The 13,742-nt window shown below is 43.4% G+C and carries 19 protein-coding genes; 8 read left to right on the top strand and 11 right to left on the bottom strand.

Going from position 1 to position 13,742, the window contains the following annotated elements:
• Nucleotides 1-31 precede the first annotated feature (31 nt).
• Nucleotides 32-1,363 carry a hypothetical protein gene (locus ACOAP0_RS01820; RefSeq protein ID WP_498375836.1) on the bottom strand — a complete coding sequence of 444 codons (1,332 nt, stop codon included), beginning with the start codon at nt 1,361-1,363 and terminating at the stop codon, nt 32-34.
• On the bottom strand, nt 1,360-1,776 hold the full coding sequence (locus ACOAP0_RS01815; protein WP_498375837.1) for a plasmid mobilization protein: 417 nt from the start codon (nt 1,774-1,776) through the stop codon (nt 1,360-1,362). The genes ACOAP0_RS01820 and ACOAP0_RS01815 overlap by 4 nt, the downstream gene beginning before the upstream one ends.
• Nucleotides 1,777-2,266: 490 nt before the next feature.
• Between ACOAP0_RS01815 and ACOAP0_RS01810 the strand changes: the two genes are divergently transcribed.
• A complete protein-coding gene (locus ACOAP0_RS01810) occupies nt 2,267-2,596 on the top strand; it encodes a hypothetical protein (RefSeq protein ID WP_283225472.1) in 330 nt (109 codons plus the stop codon).
• Between the two features lie 110 nt (nt 2,597-2,706).
• Here ACOAP0_RS01810 and ACOAP0_RS01805 read toward each other — a convergent pair whose 3' ends face one another.
• A complete protein-coding gene (locus ACOAP0_RS01805) occupies nt 2,707-3,180 on the bottom strand; it encodes a hypothetical protein (protein ID WP_498375838.1) in 474 nt (157 codons plus the stop codon).
• Nucleotides 3,181-3,596: 416 nt separating this feature from the next.
• On the opposite strand from ACOAP0_RS01805, the gene ACOAP0_RS01800 reads away from it, so the two are divergent.
• The 6 genes from ACOAP0_RS01800 to ACOAP0_RS01775 all read left to right on the top strand — a co-directional run bounded on the left by ACOAP0_RS01800 (nt 3,597) and on the right by ACOAP0_RS01775 (nt 9,348).
• A complete protein-coding gene (locus ACOAP0_RS01800; protein ID WP_498375839.1) occupies nt 3,597-4,340 on the top strand; it encodes a LemA family protein in 744 nt (247 codons plus the stop codon).
• Nucleotides 4,337-6,058: an MAG1210 family protein gene (locus ACOAP0_RS01795; RefSeq protein ID WP_498375840.1), complete on the top strand. Its 1,722-nt coding sequence runs from the start codon at nt 4,337-4,339 to the stop codon at nt 6,056-6,058. The genes ACOAP0_RS01800 and ACOAP0_RS01795 overlap by 4 nt, the downstream gene beginning before the upstream one ends.
• Before the next feature lie 252 nt (nt 6,059-6,310).
• The gene (locus ACOAP0_RS01790; protein WP_498375842.1) at nt 6,311-6,670 is read left to right on the top strand and encodes a ParB N-terminal domain-containing protein; all 360 of its coding nucleotides are present in this window, start codon (nt 6,311-6,313) and stop codon (nt 6,668-6,670) included.
• 628 nt (nt 6,671-7,298) lie between these two features.
• Entirely contained in the window at nt 7,299-8,396 is a 1,098-nt protein-coding gene (locus tag ACOAP0_RS01785; protein WP_498375843.1) for a hypothetical protein, read from the top strand.
• A 203-nt stretch (nt 8,397-8,599) separates the two neighbouring features.
• Nucleotides 8,600-8,899 carry a hypothetical protein gene (locus tag ACOAP0_RS01780; protein WP_498375844.1) on the top strand — a complete coding sequence of 100 codons (300 nt, stop codon included), beginning with the start codon at nt 8,600-8,602 and terminating at the stop codon, nt 8,897-8,899.
• 74 nt (nt 8,900-8,973) lie between these two features.
• Nucleotides 8,974-9,348 carry a hypothetical protein gene (locus ACOAP0_RS01775; RefSeq protein ID WP_498375845.1) on the top strand — a complete coding sequence of 125 codons (375 nt, stop codon included), beginning with the start codon at nt 8,974-8,976 and terminating at the stop codon, nt 9,346-9,348.
• Between the two features lie 23 nt (nt 9,349-9,371).
• Here ACOAP0_RS01775 and ACOAP0_RS01770 read toward each other — a convergent pair whose 3' ends face one another.
• The 4 genes from ACOAP0_RS01770 to ACOAP0_RS01755 all read right to left on the bottom strand — a co-directional run bounded on the left by ACOAP0_RS01770 (nt 9,372) and on the right by ACOAP0_RS01755 (nt 10,980).
• Complete coding sequence (locus ACOAP0_RS01770; protein WP_498375846.1) at nt 9,372-9,698, bottom strand: hypothetical protein; 327 nt, start codon at nt 9,696-9,698, stop codon at nt 9,372-9,374.
• A 131-nt stretch (nt 9,699-9,829) separates the two neighbouring features.
• Nucleotides 9,830-10,195, bottom strand: a complete 366-nt coding sequence (locus tag ACOAP0_RS01765) for a helix-turn-helix domain-containing protein (protein ID WP_498375847.1) — start codon at nt 10,193-10,195, stop codon at nt 9,830-9,832.
• Between the two features lie 72 nt (nt 10,196-10,267).
• On the bottom strand, nt 10,268-10,633 hold the full coding sequence (locus tag ACOAP0_RS01760) for a hypothetical protein (protein ID WP_498375848.1): 366 nt from the start codon (nt 10,631-10,633) through the stop codon (nt 10,268-10,270).
• Between the two features lie 11 nt (nt 10,634-10,644).
• Nucleotides 10,645-10,980: a hypothetical protein gene (locus ACOAP0_RS01755; RefSeq protein WP_498375849.1), complete on the bottom strand. Its 336-nt coding sequence runs from the start codon at nt 10,978-10,980 to the stop codon at nt 10,645-10,647.
• Between the two features lie 213 nt (nt 10,981-11,193).
• On the opposite strand from ACOAP0_RS01755, the gene ACOAP0_RS01750 reads away from it, so the two are divergent.
• Nucleotides 11,194-11,712, top strand: a complete 519-nt coding sequence (locus tag ACOAP0_RS01750) for a hypothetical protein (RefSeq protein ID WP_498375850.1) — start codon at nt 11,194-11,196, stop codon at nt 11,710-11,712.
• Nucleotides 11,713-11,992: 280 nt separating this feature from the next.
• On the opposite strand, the gene ACOAP0_RS01745 is transcribed toward ACOAP0_RS01750, so the two are convergent.
• The 4 genes from ACOAP0_RS01745 to ACOAP0_RS01730 all read right to left on the bottom strand — a co-directional run bounded on the left by ACOAP0_RS01745 (nt 11,993) and on the right by ACOAP0_RS01730 (nt 13,742).
• Complete coding sequence (locus ACOAP0_RS01745) at nt 11,993-12,199, bottom strand: hypothetical protein (protein WP_498375851.1); 207 nt, start codon at nt 12,197-12,199, stop codon at nt 11,993-11,995.
• Nucleotides 12,200-12,256: 57 nt separating this feature from the next.
• Nucleotides 12,257-12,652, bottom strand: coding sequence for a type II toxin-antitoxin system YafO family toxin (locus tag ACOAP0_RS01740; RefSeq protein WP_498375852.1), 396 nt, complete (start codon nt 12,650-12,652; stop codon nt 12,257-12,259).
• A 497-nt stretch (nt 12,653-13,149) separates the two neighbouring features.
• Complete coding sequence (locus ACOAP0_RS01735) at nt 13,150-13,470, bottom strand: type II toxin-antitoxin system YafQ family toxin (RefSeq protein ID WP_498375853.1); 321 nt, start codon at nt 13,468-13,470, stop codon at nt 13,150-13,152.
• Nucleotides 13,467-13,742, bottom strand: a complete 276-nt coding sequence (locus ACOAP0_RS01730) for a type II toxin-antitoxin system RelB/DinJ family antitoxin (RefSeq protein WP_498375854.1) — start codon at nt 13,740-13,742, stop codon at nt 13,467-13,469. The genes ACOAP0_RS01735 and ACOAP0_RS01730 overlap by 4 nt, the downstream gene beginning before the upstream one ends.

Below are 13,742 nucleotides of genomic sequence, written 5' to 3'. Positions count from 1 at the left end.
ACTATTTGTCTAAAGGGTACTATGAAGGTGCTTATTTAATCCTTAAATCTTTATCGCCTTTGTGCTGTGCTTTTTTCTTTTCCAGCTCAAGATTTAAAGCAATCAGCTTCAGCTCCAATGCCATAAGCTGGCTTTTGATCTGTGAAGCTCTTTGGCCTTTAGCGCTGGCAAGTTGAAGAAGCAGGCTGTGATACTGCATAGATAGACTGCCAATCTGAGCTTCCAGTCCACCAAGTGCTGCACCAGCACCCATGAATCCAGACAACGGTCCTTCACGCTCTTGCTGATCTTGGCGTCGTGCAACGTGGTGAGGAAGGTTAGCCGTTGGTAGTTTGGTCGCAGGATCAGACTGCTCTTTCAACTGCGTAAGCTGTTCCTCCAATCCGCTGCGGATCACATTGGTTGGGACTGGCTTATCTTCATGATCCTTGGTTACATGCGAAGCCTTCTTGAGCGGCTTGTGAGTGCGTTTCGCACCGGGTCTAGGTGTCAGGTATCGGCGCTGATTGAAGGCCGCTCTTGCCTCGATATGGTCGGTTAGCTTGTCTTTTTGTGACTGTGCTTCGTCAGGGATTAGGAACTTCGGGATCTTGGACTGGTGGTGTTCATTCACCAGTGCGGCATAGTCTGAATCCCTCCTGAAAAGTGGCCCCTTCAAGCGGGTGTTCTTCTTGGCACCAGGTAGGCGAACGGTGATGAAGTCGTCACCAATTTTCGGAATGTCCATGCCGTTCTTCTTCATGTATCCGATGAGCTGATTTCGATTCGTAATGAAGCCACCCACGATCTCAGAGTGAAGAACCTTGGCAAAATCGTCCTTAGCTTTCTTATCCTTTTTCCCATTGGGTGACTTGGCCTCAAACGGTTTTAAACTGATTTTCAGTGGATCGGGCACCACTTGTGCGAATCCAAAGTTGTCATTCATTACGCTCACAAATGTGTTGAAAAACTGAATGTTCTTTTCACCGGGCGGATGAATGTTTAATTGAGACATGCTGGCCAACTCGGTATTGGCGTACAGAAAATGAAGTTCAATATTTTCTTTATCTTTGTGCATGACCCAGAAGTCAGAAAAGTTTTCGTCAACGGTCAGACTTGGTAAAAATGTTGAGCGGAAGGTTTCAATCAGCGTCGTGATCTGCTCTGGGGTGACAGATTCGTTATCACGAAAGGCGATGACACCAGAGGTGTACTTGTGCTGTCTCTTGGTGGAGTTGGCTATTTCAGTAAAGGTGTTTGGATCGCCAAAGAGAATTTCAGGCAGGACAGAACGTTTTTTCTTCTCGTGATCAACTTCACTGAGTAAATATTTAACGGATGATTCTGAACCTCCTTTGCCAGTTGGGAAAATAGTTATGTTCATTTTTTCCCCTTAAATAGATCTGCAATAGTTCGAACTCCTTCCTGAATCTTGGTGAGTTCTTTGAACATTCCTTCGGTTGATTCATTCCAAACTTTCAAGCGATTCAGAGATCGAGCGATCTGATTTATATTGCTACCAATTTTTCCAAGAGAGGCCAAAAGCTGAACACGCAATTTGTGCTCTGCTTTGGTTTCTTGGTTGGATTGATCGTGTGCTGGAAGTAGAACAGCACGGGCCCAGATGGCAGTAGAAGAAGCGCCAGTTTCAGCGGCCCTTCCTTGAAGAGCTATCCATTCTTCAGGTGTGAATCTGATTTCAAAACGCTTGGTGCGAATTTTTTTATTGGCTTCTACACCTGCTTGGCCCGCTCTTTTTTTGAGAGTCGGGTCTTTTTCTTTTTTTATGGGTTCCATTGGAAGCCTCCATTTTGTTATTTTTATCGAGCTTCGCGCAGCAGGGGGTATGGGGGAACCCCATGATATTCAACCTAAAGTTAGCCCGAAAGGGATAACGTAGGATTGATTGACCTTGCTTTATCTCCCTTTTCTCTGTTTTTTGAATTTGCAGGGGGTAGGAGTAACGGTGCTTTTTAATACATTAGCAGGCCAAAAATAGAAGTCAACTATTTGAGTTTAGGCTGTCGAAATTTGGAGTGTTAAAAGTCCGACTGTGAACATGTAAATACTTTGGGTTAGAAGAATTTGCGATGTTAACAGTCCGATTGTGGACAGTTCAATCAGATACCTATGAACAACTTGGAATGTTAACAGTCCATATTTAAAAATACGCAACATTAATGTTTGGCCTATGCGCATAGGATGATAGGCTAAAGCTGGAATTTCTAAATGCCTGTTGACAACAAAATTTAAGCTGCTATTCATTGATTAAATTAGGAGAAAATCAATGAAGAAAAATACAAAAATGAGTTCAACGAAGGTGAGCGTTGAAACAAGAATAAGTGCAAGGGTGCCAAATTCTTTATATCTTGCAATGAGATTTATAGCTACAAGTCAGTCTATGACTATTGAAGAAAAAATTGCAGAGCTGTGCAAAAATGAAGTTGCCTATGTCTCTAAGCAAAAGTGGTTCATAGAATTAATTGAAAAAGGTAGTGCTGATGACATAATTCCTTTGCTTGAATTATTGGATAGAAGGAAATTAATAATTGCTGGTAAGGATTTAAAAAAAGCTACAAGTGATTTTGATTTAAACAATATTTCTAAGAGTGATTGAAATACCATCAGCGCACTCGCCTTGTGGCGGCCCCGGCCTCACGTGGTTAAGGAACGACGGAGCGTTCTCACTCGCGTGATCATGTCATTTATTGAGTGTTTTTTGTAAAATTACGGCATGGCTTTTAAGTTATTGACATATAAATCCCAAAGCCTCATACATTCTCTTGCAAGATCTAAAGCATCGATTAATTGAGTGTTGCTTAAGATAGTGTATTCACATTTCATAACTTCACCACCACCACTGCTTGTCAACCAAGTAGAGGTTTCTCGTGTTTTTCCTGCTATATGTGGTTTGCTACCACTTCGTGTGGTTCTAGTAAGTTTGCAATGTTTCGAACCATTAGCCAGATCAGCACAAATTTTTAAATCATGATGATTATTAATGTAGGAGTCTATTTCTTCGGCTGTTATGCCCTTTAAGTTAAGCTGAATGATCCAGTCTCTTATGTGGTAGCAATGAATGAAGAATGAAATTACATCATCATCGTAATCAAGCTTATTGTGTCCCGATGAAGAAAATATACCTTCATAAATATTTTCTATTCTTTTTAAATATCTCTTTGATCTTTCAATTTGCTCCATTGCTATATCCCAATATCTAGTACGGTTTAACGCTCTTCATATGCTTCTTGTGGGATAGGGCGCATATCTTTTCCACAATCTTGACGATTTCATCCCTGTCGCTGCTGGATACGCCATCAAGCATGTTCGCAATGTACTGGGCTTGTCCTATCAATCCTGTGCTGGTTTCAAGTACTAGTTCATCGATGCCACATTGAAACAGTGTCGCCATTTCGCGCTGTATTACCTCGGTAGAGCCAGACTGTCCACCGTCCTACCTTTTTGTCAAAAAAAGGGCGATTAACGTGGTCGTCTCGTTCTTTTTCGGTGGGCGATAACTAAAACTGTCCTCCTGTGAACAATGATGGGCTTTCGTTTCGCCAATTTTTCCTAGCCTCTTCCTCTAGTTATATAAAAATTTATAGAGAAAGGTAAACATGGCAAACGATCTGGACGAAACAACTGGTCCCATTAACCAAGAGGGGCGAGACGTAAATGTCATCAACAAGCAAATTCCCGTTACGGTCGGTATAGGCTCCCTGTTGTTTGAAATTTCACTTTGGACAGTATTAGCTATTCCTGGTCTTATTTCCCTTGTGGCTGGGTTCTTGCCAAGAGTCGAAAGCATTGTGCTTTTGGTTATAGGTGTTTTGCCGGGGCCAATCTTTTTGTTCATGAAGATTAACGCACTTGCCTATTTGCGCAAGTTGCAACAAAAAATCCAAGCGGACGCGTCTCAGATTGATAACTATCTGGAACAGCGTGTTGTCATCCTCAACAACGTAGTTGGGCTGATAGCGAAGTCAATCGATGTGGATAAAGATGTCATGAAGTCAGTGGCGGCTTATAGGAGTGGCCGCGATGGAGGTGCTGATTCCAAACGAAATGAGACTTCTCAACAGATTGACGGAATTTTTTCGCGTATCAATGTGGCTTTTGAGTCCTATCCAGACCTGCAGTCGCAAGCGGTCATTGCTGATGCGATGAGACAAAACAGCTATCTACAAAAGGAAATCACTGCGGCACGTACCCTGTACAACGATACCGTTGCAATGTGGAATCAAGAAATTTTTTCTTGGCCGACGAAGCAGATTGTTGCTGCTAGGGCTGGTTTCACAACTCGTATTCCTTTTACAGCTTCAGCTGAGACTAAGGCTGCTGCAAGGGGTACCTTCTTTTGATAGACGATATCCATGAACCGCTGGAGCAGTTCCAGTCCCATTTCAAGACTGCTTACATCAATAACACGTCTGATTTCTTTGAGGATTTAGTTCAGCAATCAGGCGTTGATGAAATTGAAAATGCAAAGACTGTTAAGCAGCTTCGGCAATTAGAGCAGCAAGCTGGCGGCGCTAATGCAATCAATAAGTGGTGGCGGATCTTGCGGGGCTTGGTCATCGCGGCAGCAGTGTTTACGCTGTTGTATGTTGCGGCGCACTATTCCTGGTGGTGGCTGATTGTGCCGGCTACAGTGATTGCACCTTTGATTTATTGGTTGAATAAGATCATTAACGATTCCCAAGCGAGGGCAAAAGATTTAGAGCGAGCCTGCGGAGAGATGCGCGCTGAAGCTTGGGGACAAATGGCACCACTCAATCGCTTGTTTGACTGGGATATCCTGGCTAAGTTGATGCAAAAGACTGTTCCGCGTATTGCATTCGATCCGTACTTCACCAATGGCCGGTTGGCAGAACTTCGTGACACCTTTGGTTGGTCTGGCGAGCTAGGGAATGAACATTCGATAGTCTGCTCCCATACAGGTGTTATCAACGGCAACCCATTCATCTTGGCGCGCACTCTGTCACATTGGATGGGTTGCAAGACCTATCACGGGTCGTTGCAAATAAGTTGGACGGAGCAGGTTCGTGGCTCCGACGGTAAGTGGCGGACGGAGACACGCCATGAAACGCTTCGCGCGTCAGTTGAACACCCATATCCTGAATATGAAAACCAGACCTTCATTGTATATGGCAATGAAGCCGCACCTGATCTTGTTTTCAACCGTAGGCCGTCCAAGCTTTCGAAGTTGGACAATGGTTTCTTTGACAAGATCCGAAAAAATATGGCTATCAAGAGGCTGGAAAGCAAGTCTCGTGACATGGCCGAAGGAAATACCTTTACGGTAATGGCCAACCGGGAATTCGATGCGTTGTTTGATGCAACGAATCGCAACCACGAGGTGCAGTTCCGCTTGTTGTTCACACCTTTGGCACAGCAGGAAATGTTGAAGTTACTTAAAGACAGTCAAGTTGGATACGGCGATGACTTCAGCTTTGAGAAGAAGTACATGATTAATGTGGTGGAGCCTGCGCACATGCGGCATACCGACATTGGGATGGAGCCGGAGAAGTTCCACTTCTATGAGCTGGCCCAAGCACGTGTTTTTTTCAACGGCTACCACAATGATTTTTTCCGATCTTTTTATTTCGGAATTGCTCCACTGCTTGCTATTCCGCTGTATCAACAGCACCGTCCTCACTCAGATATCTACAAGGATACATACTCCAGCAGGTCGTGCTTTTGGGAGCATGAGTCAGTTGCCAATTACCACGGCGAGTCCAAGTTCAAACACGCGGAATGCGTTACTCGGAGTATCTTGAAGACCGTCGCTACAGTTGAGTCAGACGGAGTGCAGCGTGTGCGCGTGACGGCTGCGGGGTACAGAAGTGTTGAACGAGTGGACTATGTTGCTGTGCGAGGCGGTGACGGACGCAGCCATCAAGTGCCTGTTCATTGGACTGAGTATTTCGATGTAAAAAATGAATCCAACATGGTTGTTCGTGAAAGATTGTCTTCCGACAACGAAGACGCGGCATCTACTGCTTTTGAACAACGAGGTATCGAGTATGGGGATGCAATTGTTCGCCGTTTGATCGCTTCCGCTGTGTTGCCCGACTAATGCTAGTACTGCCTTACATCACTGATTGTTGTGACCACTGCACCTAGTGTGCAGTTTCGGCGGGTACTTTAAGACACTGCAACGGTGTCGCTCGTCATTGTTAAGGGGCCTAAGTTGGCGACGTAAATAGATGATCCTTTGATCGGGGTGTGGAATTCGTCAGCGGCTTGGGCACTACGCATTTATTTATTTGATGGTGAATTTCAGAAAAATGTCGCCGCACAAAATGAAGGCGGTATTTAGAAACCTACAGTGACACTACAAATTGCAACCATTGCGAATTTCACGGAAATTCCACAATCGCGCGCTTCCGCTTATGTTCCCTTGAACAAACTTGTACTAGCTAAAGAACAGGTGCGTTCAACGCCAATTTCGGAACAGAATCTCACTGAGATAGCAGAAATACTCTTGGCACAAGGCCAGCTCAATGCATTGCAGGTGTCACGAAATTGCGAAACAGGGTTGTACTCTGTAAAAGACGATGGTCTACGCCTGCGTGGACTTCAAAAACTAGTGTCCGATGGAAAAATCATGCCCGACTTTCCTATTGAGTGTATCGAGGTGGATGACGAAAATGCCACTGTATTCGGCTTTACGAAGAACACTTGTTAGTAAGCAAGCCTTGAAGGTTTAGATTTTCACGGAGACTCAATATGGTTTAACACTCTTTAAATCATTCTTGTGGGAAAGGGCGCATATCTTCTCAACAATTTTAATGATTTCATCTCTGTCGCTGTTGGATACACCGTCTAACATATTCGCAATGTATTGGGCTTGTCCTGTCAATCCTGTGCATGTTTCAAGTACTAGGTCATCGATGCCACATTGAAACAGTGTCGCCATTTCACGCTGTAATCCCTTGGTAGAGCCAGACTTTCTACCGTGCTACCTCTAAGTCAAGAAAAGGGCGATTGACGTTGTTCTCTCGGTTATGGTCGGAAGTGAGATGATTAAAACTGTCTTCCTGTGAACAATGGCGGGCTTTCGTTTCACCAATTTGCCCTACCGTAATCGGCCGTCTGTTAAAAACTTAATCGGGGAAAGTAACCGCGCGTTTTGACTGCCAAACTGGTTCAGTCCAGAAACAGGCGTTGGCTTCACATCCTGTGATTATGGTGACTGCGTTTGGTTTCTATTGCATGTACTCGGCTAGAAAGATAAAGCGCATTTATTCCTGGAATACGTAAAAAAGTGGCCGTCAGGCTCGAAAGCTCCCCCTCAACTTCCTACCTGCTTCATCATGAAATCTAAGCTCATCATCGCGTCAATGCTCACGTTGCTCACGGCGCACGCCTTCGCCCATCAGCTGTCCCCCGTGGGAACCCAAGCTGAGCGTAAATTTGCAAAGCGGTGGGGGACAATGATCAGGGCAGAAATTGCTATAAGTGAATCCGCGTTGCACAACTTCTCAGATCCGGTGCATGAAACGCTTACGCAGAGAATCTTTGGCTGTGATGGGGACTGGAATGATTGCGCGGATTCCGATTTGGAATACGCGGGCCCCTATGTCATAGCCGGTCTGCGATGGAATGATGACCCGGTATTTATGCTGACACCGGGCGAAGCCACTAATTTGCCTTGCAACACAAAAGATACCGTCAGCTTCATAACTCAAACACGATGCTGGGTGGGATTGTTTCGCGATGCTGAAAAAAAATCAGCAGCAGATCCGACCTATTTCAAACAGCCAGGCAAAGGCTCATATCTGACCCGTTCGCACTTTGGGGATCTGCAGTTCTTGCACGCAATGGCTTCTGAGGATGGAGAACCTGCCAGCGTTACCAAAGCAAAAATCTTGATGTGGGCTCAGTTTACGTGGGGCGTTGTGGAAGGCAAGTACCGTTTGGACACACCTCTGCGTGATATTCCAATTGATGGTTGGAGAACGCATTTTTCCAATGGCCACACAGTGCAAGACTTGTTCACGATGGGCCGTCCGTGGCTACGTCCCCATGTAAAGGCACTGGCCCTAGGCAGTCTGATGCATTTGGTTCAAGACAGTTTCGCGCAAGGGCATGTTGATCGAAAAGAACCAGTATATGGGCAGACGTGTTTGAATGGGTCATCTCCGTTGTTTGGCCAAGTGCGTGAGTTCCATTCGTATGCCAAGCAAGATCATGCAAAGCACAAGGACTCCGACTCTAACAAGAGCGCACAAATGCAGGTTCAGCTGAATGACCCTGATGTGATTGATGCAGGCAAGAAAGTGCGTCAGTTTTTTGACCACCAAAGCGCCTGGCCTGAAGTTGAGCAGTATCTTTCGCAGTGTGTGTTTGTCTTGGAGGACGAAGATAAACCGTCTTCAGCAGGAGATAACTACTCAATTTCTGCTCGATAGCAATGCTGTGCTGGTTTAAGGCACTAGATCTGCAATAGATCATCCAAAATCTCGGCAAGACGGAGTAGTCACTCAACGTCTGGTGAATTTCTGGGCGATCCGCTGTCCTACGATTTGCCTTAGTCGAAATGACCTGCTCATATTGTTCAATGTCCAGCTAAATCCAGAGAAGTTTGACCGGACATTACCGGCATAAATCAAACTTGGAAGAACACGCCAGACAAAAAATGATTTTCTTTTCTTGGAGTCGTGAAATTAAGCAAGAATTAAAGTGCGTTGTAAATAACAATGTGAAAGCTTGGAAAAAGAATGGACTGCTTCACCGTGAGGATGGGCCTGCTGTCATTAAAGGTAGTGGTGAGAATCGAGTTGAAGAATACTGGTTTGAAGGATGCTTAGTGTCAGCTGCCATGTTGGAGTGGGAAAAGACCCTAACTCCAGAGATCAATGAAATAATTAAACGCCGAAAAATAGTAAGCCTTGATTCAATAAGATTAAAGTAAGAGTAATTAGTTTAAATAAGAGGTTGACACTTGCCTTTGATTTCGTATGTTTTTCTCAAATAGGAGATCGGCGTATGAGATGGTGGGGAAATTTATGGAATAAATTGGTTAAATGGTTTGAAGCGATGAATTGTGAGAAGAGAGCCATTCGTAAATTAAAAAAGCTGGTGTTGCCTTTTGAGCCCGTCACTTCAGAAGAGACACTAAAAATTAAAAACTTGTGTTCAATGGGTCTCAATCTGCCTTGGTATCTGATAGCAGATCTAGTGTTCCAAGAAAGAATTATGAAGAAGGCGATTGATAAAGTGTCAGCCGATATTTCCAATTTAACTGATGAAGAACTTGAATGGATATACGATTGCTTGAAGTCGTCCCAATGGGGAGTCGACGACCTTATTCAATTTTTGCGAAAATCTAGAAGTAGCGGTACGACCCTTCCAACTCCATAAAAAGCACCTCGAAGGTGCTTTTTTTACGGTTTGAACTTGATCTGTTTGACTTCTCCGAACGCTGGAATCGCTTCAACTTGCTTCTTCTTTTCGTAAATGATTTTTTGCAAAGCATTAAAGCCATCTAATAGATATTTTCTGTCTTCTGATCTAATCGTTCCATTGAAAACAGTATTTCCCTTGATGGCCAAATCTAGAAGATCGCCAAAACTAGATTCATTTTCAAAGAATGGATCTTCGGTGGCTGAGATATGTAAAGTTTGCCTAAATGTGGGTGTGTTAATCCCAGACTTTACCTCAAAGTAGATTCGTTGGGATGAATCAAATTTTATAGTTGTTTTATCTTTCATAATTTCTCCTGTTGCTAATATTTATATCAAAGATAAATTTATAGTCAACAGGTAAACGAAAATTTCTAGACGGAAGGTTTTAATTGAAAATTTCTTGAATGTTTTTTGAAAACATAGATTTCTAGGGCGACTCAATAAGGCTTAATGCTCTTTAAATGCTTCTTGTGGGACAGGGCGCATATCTTCTCAACAATCTTGACGATTTCATCTCTGTCGCTGCTGGATACACCGTCTAGCATGTTCGCAATGTACTGGGCTTGTCCTGTCAATCCTGTGCTGGTTTCAAGTACAAGTTCGTCTATTCCACATTGAAATAGTGTGGCCAGCTTGACCAGGCGAGAGACTGTTAGAGGTGTTACACCCCTCTCAATGCGTCCGTAACTCTCGGTGTTCAGGTTGAGCCGACCTGCTACGTCTTCTTGTGTCAATGACACTGCTTCGCGCTTCTTGGCAACCAGTCGGCCAACGATCTTGTTGATTTGAACTTGCCTGCTCATGGGTGTTGCTTGATAGTTAAATTCATATGAATTTAACTGAAAAAGCACCCATATTTCGATGGGTGCTTTATTTTATGCAACAAGAGCTTCAAGTTTTCGTCGTTGCTTTCGTGTCAATTTTGACATCAACATTCCGAAGTTTCGATTGATGGTTTCGATCAACTCTTTATGAAAGGTGTTGAAAGAAGGGGCATTCATCAATGTCCATGCTGTATGTTGATTCAAACTGATCCCAATAGTCTCGGCCATTGCTTGTGCAAGAAAGACTGAGTTGTATAGAACCACATTTTCACGGATTCTTTCAAATGAAGTTGAACCCATATGCTTGATAAATTTCAAACTATTCTTTCCATCATTGGTGTTTGAGAAATCAATTAATTTTTGATTCATACCTCCGATGCAGAATTCAAGGCAATTCATTTCGAAATGTTTGTTCATTGTTCGTCTCCTTATTTAGATAAAATTTCAAGAAACATTGCTTTATCTTCGGCGCTGAGATTTTTAATAATTTCATCGTAACGGTGTGTGAGAATTTTGATTCCGAAATCAACGAGAACTTCATCGCCTTCATTTGTGTTGAAATATTCTTCGTATCCCAACACTTGAACTTGAGCCTTCATATCAAGAATTTGATAGCCCAATAGGATGGTTGGCAATTTTTGCTCTACTGTAATATTTTGATGCTTTAATTTTTTCACTGTTTCTTTAAACATCTTTGACTTCAAATATTGCTCTGTAGAAATGCAGCCATTTGGGATTGTTGCGAACTTGATGCTGATACTCATACTAATTTCCTTTTAATTTAAATTTGGCCACTCAAATTAATGACTTATTTCATTGATTTGATTTGTTGTTGGCATGGTTGTATTTTTATATTTTTAGAAAATTAAGTACATGAAGCAGTGCGTCGTGATCCTACGTGGCACGTTGGGTTGCGCTCTATATTTGACTTTTATTTGTTTTTTTTGTAATTGAAAAAGCTTTGAAGGAAAATTGAAATGAAAAATGGAAAATATATGGAAGAGGGGGTTGAATACTGGTATTTCAATGACCAGCTTCACCGTGAAGACGGTCCTGCCTGCACCGAATCCGATGGTTCGGTGTCTTGGTATCTATTTGGGGAATTGCACCGTGAGGATGGGCCTGCTGTGGAATGGGCCGACGGTGGGAAGGAATGGTGGATGCGTGGCAGAAGGCACCGTAAAGGTGGTCCTGCTGTGATATTTTCAGACGGAAGCCATTCCTGGTATCTCAATGGTCAGAGACACCGAATTGGTGGTCCAGCCATTGAGTTCATGAACGGTGCTCAAGCTTGGTACATTAATGGCTTAGTTCACCGTGAGGACGGTCCAGCCTTGGTTGGAATTGATGGCACCTTGGCTTGGTACCTCAATGGAAGGGAAGTGCCTCAAGAAGCTTTGTTGGTTGGAGTCAGCGCCCAAAAGCCTGTAGTCACTATGCTGGCCATGAGAAAGAAATACCTTGGGGTTCAGACACCAAGCGTGAAGGGGGCTTGAATAAAAAAAGCACCCGTAAGTGCTTTTTTTAATCCAGAGACTTTAGGTAGAGATTCATCATCCATACTGGAAGTCCCCAAACCTCTGGGCACCAGTGAGCGATTCCAATTCTGTCTTTCGCCCATTTAATGCAGAACTCTTTACTTCCATCTAAGTCAGCCTCAAGGAATAGAAATTTTTTTGGCTTCCATTCGCGCCTAACTAGCCACATCCAAAATATTAAAGGTAATCGATAAATTATTTTTCTCATTCTCCATATTTAACATGCAAAGAACGATTGTCAAGACCCCCATCCCTGTTCGATGTGACCGCATTCAATGGCACATAATTTTGCAAGCAATCCTTCTTTCGGAACATTTGCTTTTAGGTGAAACTCATTTTCAGTAGGCGCAAGCTTTATGATTTTAGCTATTAGGTCGCTTTCTGCTATGGAAGAATATTTCTGTCTGCAATTTTCATTGCAATCTTTAATATTTAGGTCAGTCATGTAAATATTTATTTAGCTTTTACCGACAGGTGGTGCGTACGCTGTTCAACAATGCTCTTACGGAACGGTTCCTGCAAACACGAAGTTGTCTGCAACAATTTCATAATTCAGCAATTGCTGCTTCGCTTCCGGCTTCCATAAGTCATGGGCACCAGGATCGAAAATCACATCTATGAGTAGATAGCCGTGATTTTTTTCGTAGGCATAAAGCACATAGCAATCGCTGCGCCTTCTGTGGGGCTGTCGCTGTGACCAGAAATAATCCCACTTATCTTTAGTCTCACCGGGAGTGACCGGGGCCATATGTGTATGGGTGAGGTCATTTTCTGTTTTGGTTTGACCAAACCAGTAACTGCCATACTCGCCCCCAAGCTTCCACTCTTTGAAGCGCGTGATAAGCAAATTTGGAGTTAATTGACTTCCTTGGAGCTTCAGCGTTAGCTGGCTCGTCATCCTGACATTAACCATCGGCCCCTGACTATTTTTGGGGGCGCAATCTTGTCACACCGGCATACATTCCGGCGGATTTCTCAAGAGTGAACATGCCACTGGATCTGATGGAGTCCAGTGCTTTAACGTCGGCCTCTGACAGTGTAGGAACAGCACGCACAACAGGTCCCGCAGTCTGACGCGGCTGCGTAGCTGGAAGACCTACATACTTAAGAATTGTGTGTGTCATGAAAAGATTCCTACAGATTCATCTTAGCATTTGGGGGCCCAATGTCAATCCTCGTGACTGGCTTAGAGGTGGTGCTTAAGCCGTTCAGCAATTCGCTGCACAACTTCAACAATCATGGCCCTGTCAGCGTCGGGCAGGGTGTTCATGATTTTTGAGATCAGCTCTGCCTGGTCATTAGTCCTGGTGCTGCTCTCAATCAGTAGTTCGTCAATGCCGCATTTGTAGGGTGTTAACAGGCTTCTCCCAATTTGACTACATTAACTTATTCTTTTCATAAATCGAGTTCAGAGTGCGATCCCAATCTCGCAAAAACAATGGCATTTTCACCATAATTTTTATTCATGTCTTTCTTGTCAAACTTCCTATAAATCAGCACAAGATTATTAAATACATGACAGTCTCTGTACCCATTCCAATTGCCAGTAAGCCGATGATCTTTGTGATGGATTTCCAATGAAACATCAAACATGAGTCGTCCAATCACTAGCGCAAGCTCTCTCCGAAGTTGTTTGCTTTTTTCATCGGTAGAAAAAGATGAATACTCTCTTTTCAAATCTTTTTGAAAGACAGTTGTAGAGAAGAGATCCCTCACGCAATTTCTTTCAGAAGTCTTTCCTTCTTTTTAGATGGAATTTCAATATCAACGACCCTGCTTATCCTGATCGCTTTACCATTGTTAACTTCATTAATTGCTAAGGCATTGGATTTGCTGATTTGGGTTTTAAACGGCAAAGTCTTCAATTTGGCAGTCTGAACAATTGTCATACGAATCAGATCTGACAATCTAAGTCCTAGACTTTCTAGAACTGCAATAGCTGCATCTCTATCTTCTGAATCAACCCTGGCTTTTACAACTGCATCCAT

It is taken from the genome of Curvibacter sp. Hmag1.1 (genome assembly GCF_059769165.1).
This window is presented reverse-complemented; position numbering and strand designations above follow the sequence as displayed.

What these genes read in the sequence shown, in the direction of transcription:
- ACOAP0_RS01820 (WP_498375836.1), bottom strand. Translation starts at nt 1,363, where the DNA reads ATGAACATAACTATTTTCCCAACTGGCAAAGGAGGTTCAGAATCATCC.
- ACOAP0_RS01815 (WP_498375837.1), bottom strand. Translation starts at nt 1,776, where the DNA reads ATGGAACCCATAAAAAAAGAAAAAGACCCGACTCTCAAAAAAAGAGCG.
- ACOAP0_RS01810 (WP_283225472.1), top strand. Translation starts at nt 2,267, where the DNA reads ATGAAGAAAAATACAAAAATGAGTTCAACGAAGGTGAGCGTTGAAACA.
- ACOAP0_RS01805 (WP_498375838.1), bottom strand. Translation starts at nt 3,180, where the DNA reads ATGGAGCAAATTGAAAGATCAAAGAGATATTTAAAAAGAATAGAAAAT.
- ACOAP0_RS01800 (WP_498375839.1), top strand. Translation starts at nt 3,597, where the DNA reads ATGGCAAACGATCTGGACGAAACAACTGGTCCCATTAACCAAGAGGGG.
- ACOAP0_RS01785 (WP_498375843.1), top strand. Translation starts at nt 7,299, where the DNA reads ATGAAATCTAAGCTCATCATCGCGTCAATGCTCACGTTGCTCACGGCG.
- ACOAP0_RS01775 (WP_498375845.1), top strand. Translation starts at nt 8,974, where the DNA reads ATGAGATGGTGGGGAAATTTATGGAATAAATTGGTTAAATGGTTTGAA.
- ACOAP0_RS01770 (WP_498375846.1), bottom strand. Translation starts at nt 9,698, where the DNA reads ATGAAAGATAAAACAACTATAAAATTTGATTCATCCCAACGAATCTAC.
- ACOAP0_RS01765 (WP_498375847.1), bottom strand. Translation starts at nt 10,195, where the DNA reads ATGAGCAGGCAAGTTCAAATCAACAAGATCGTTGGCCGACTGGTTGCC.
- ACOAP0_RS01760 (WP_498375848.1), bottom strand. Translation starts at nt 10,633, where the DNA reads ATGAACAAACATTTCGAAATGAATTGCCTTGAATTCTGCATCGGAGGT.
- ACOAP0_RS01755 (WP_498375849.1), bottom strand. Translation starts at nt 10,980, where the DNA reads ATGAGTATCAGCATCAAGTTCGCAACAATCCCAAATGGCTGCATTTCT.
- ACOAP0_RS01750 (WP_498375850.1), top strand. Translation starts at nt 11,194, where the DNA reads ATGAAAAATGGAAAATATATGGAAGAGGGGGTTGAATACTGGTATTTC.
- ACOAP0_RS01745 (WP_498375851.1), bottom strand. Translation starts at nt 12,199, where the DNA reads ATGACTGACCTAAATATTAAAGATTGCAATGAAAATTGCAGACAGAAA.
- ACOAP0_RS01740 (WP_498375852.1), bottom strand. Translation starts at nt 12,652, where the DNA reads ATGACGAGCCAGCTAACGCTGAAGCTCCAAGGAAGTCAATTAACTCCA.
- ACOAP0_RS01730 (WP_498375854.1), bottom strand. Translation starts at nt 13,742, where the DNA reads ATGGATGCAGTTGTAAAAGCCAGGGTTGATTCAGAAGATAGAGATGCA.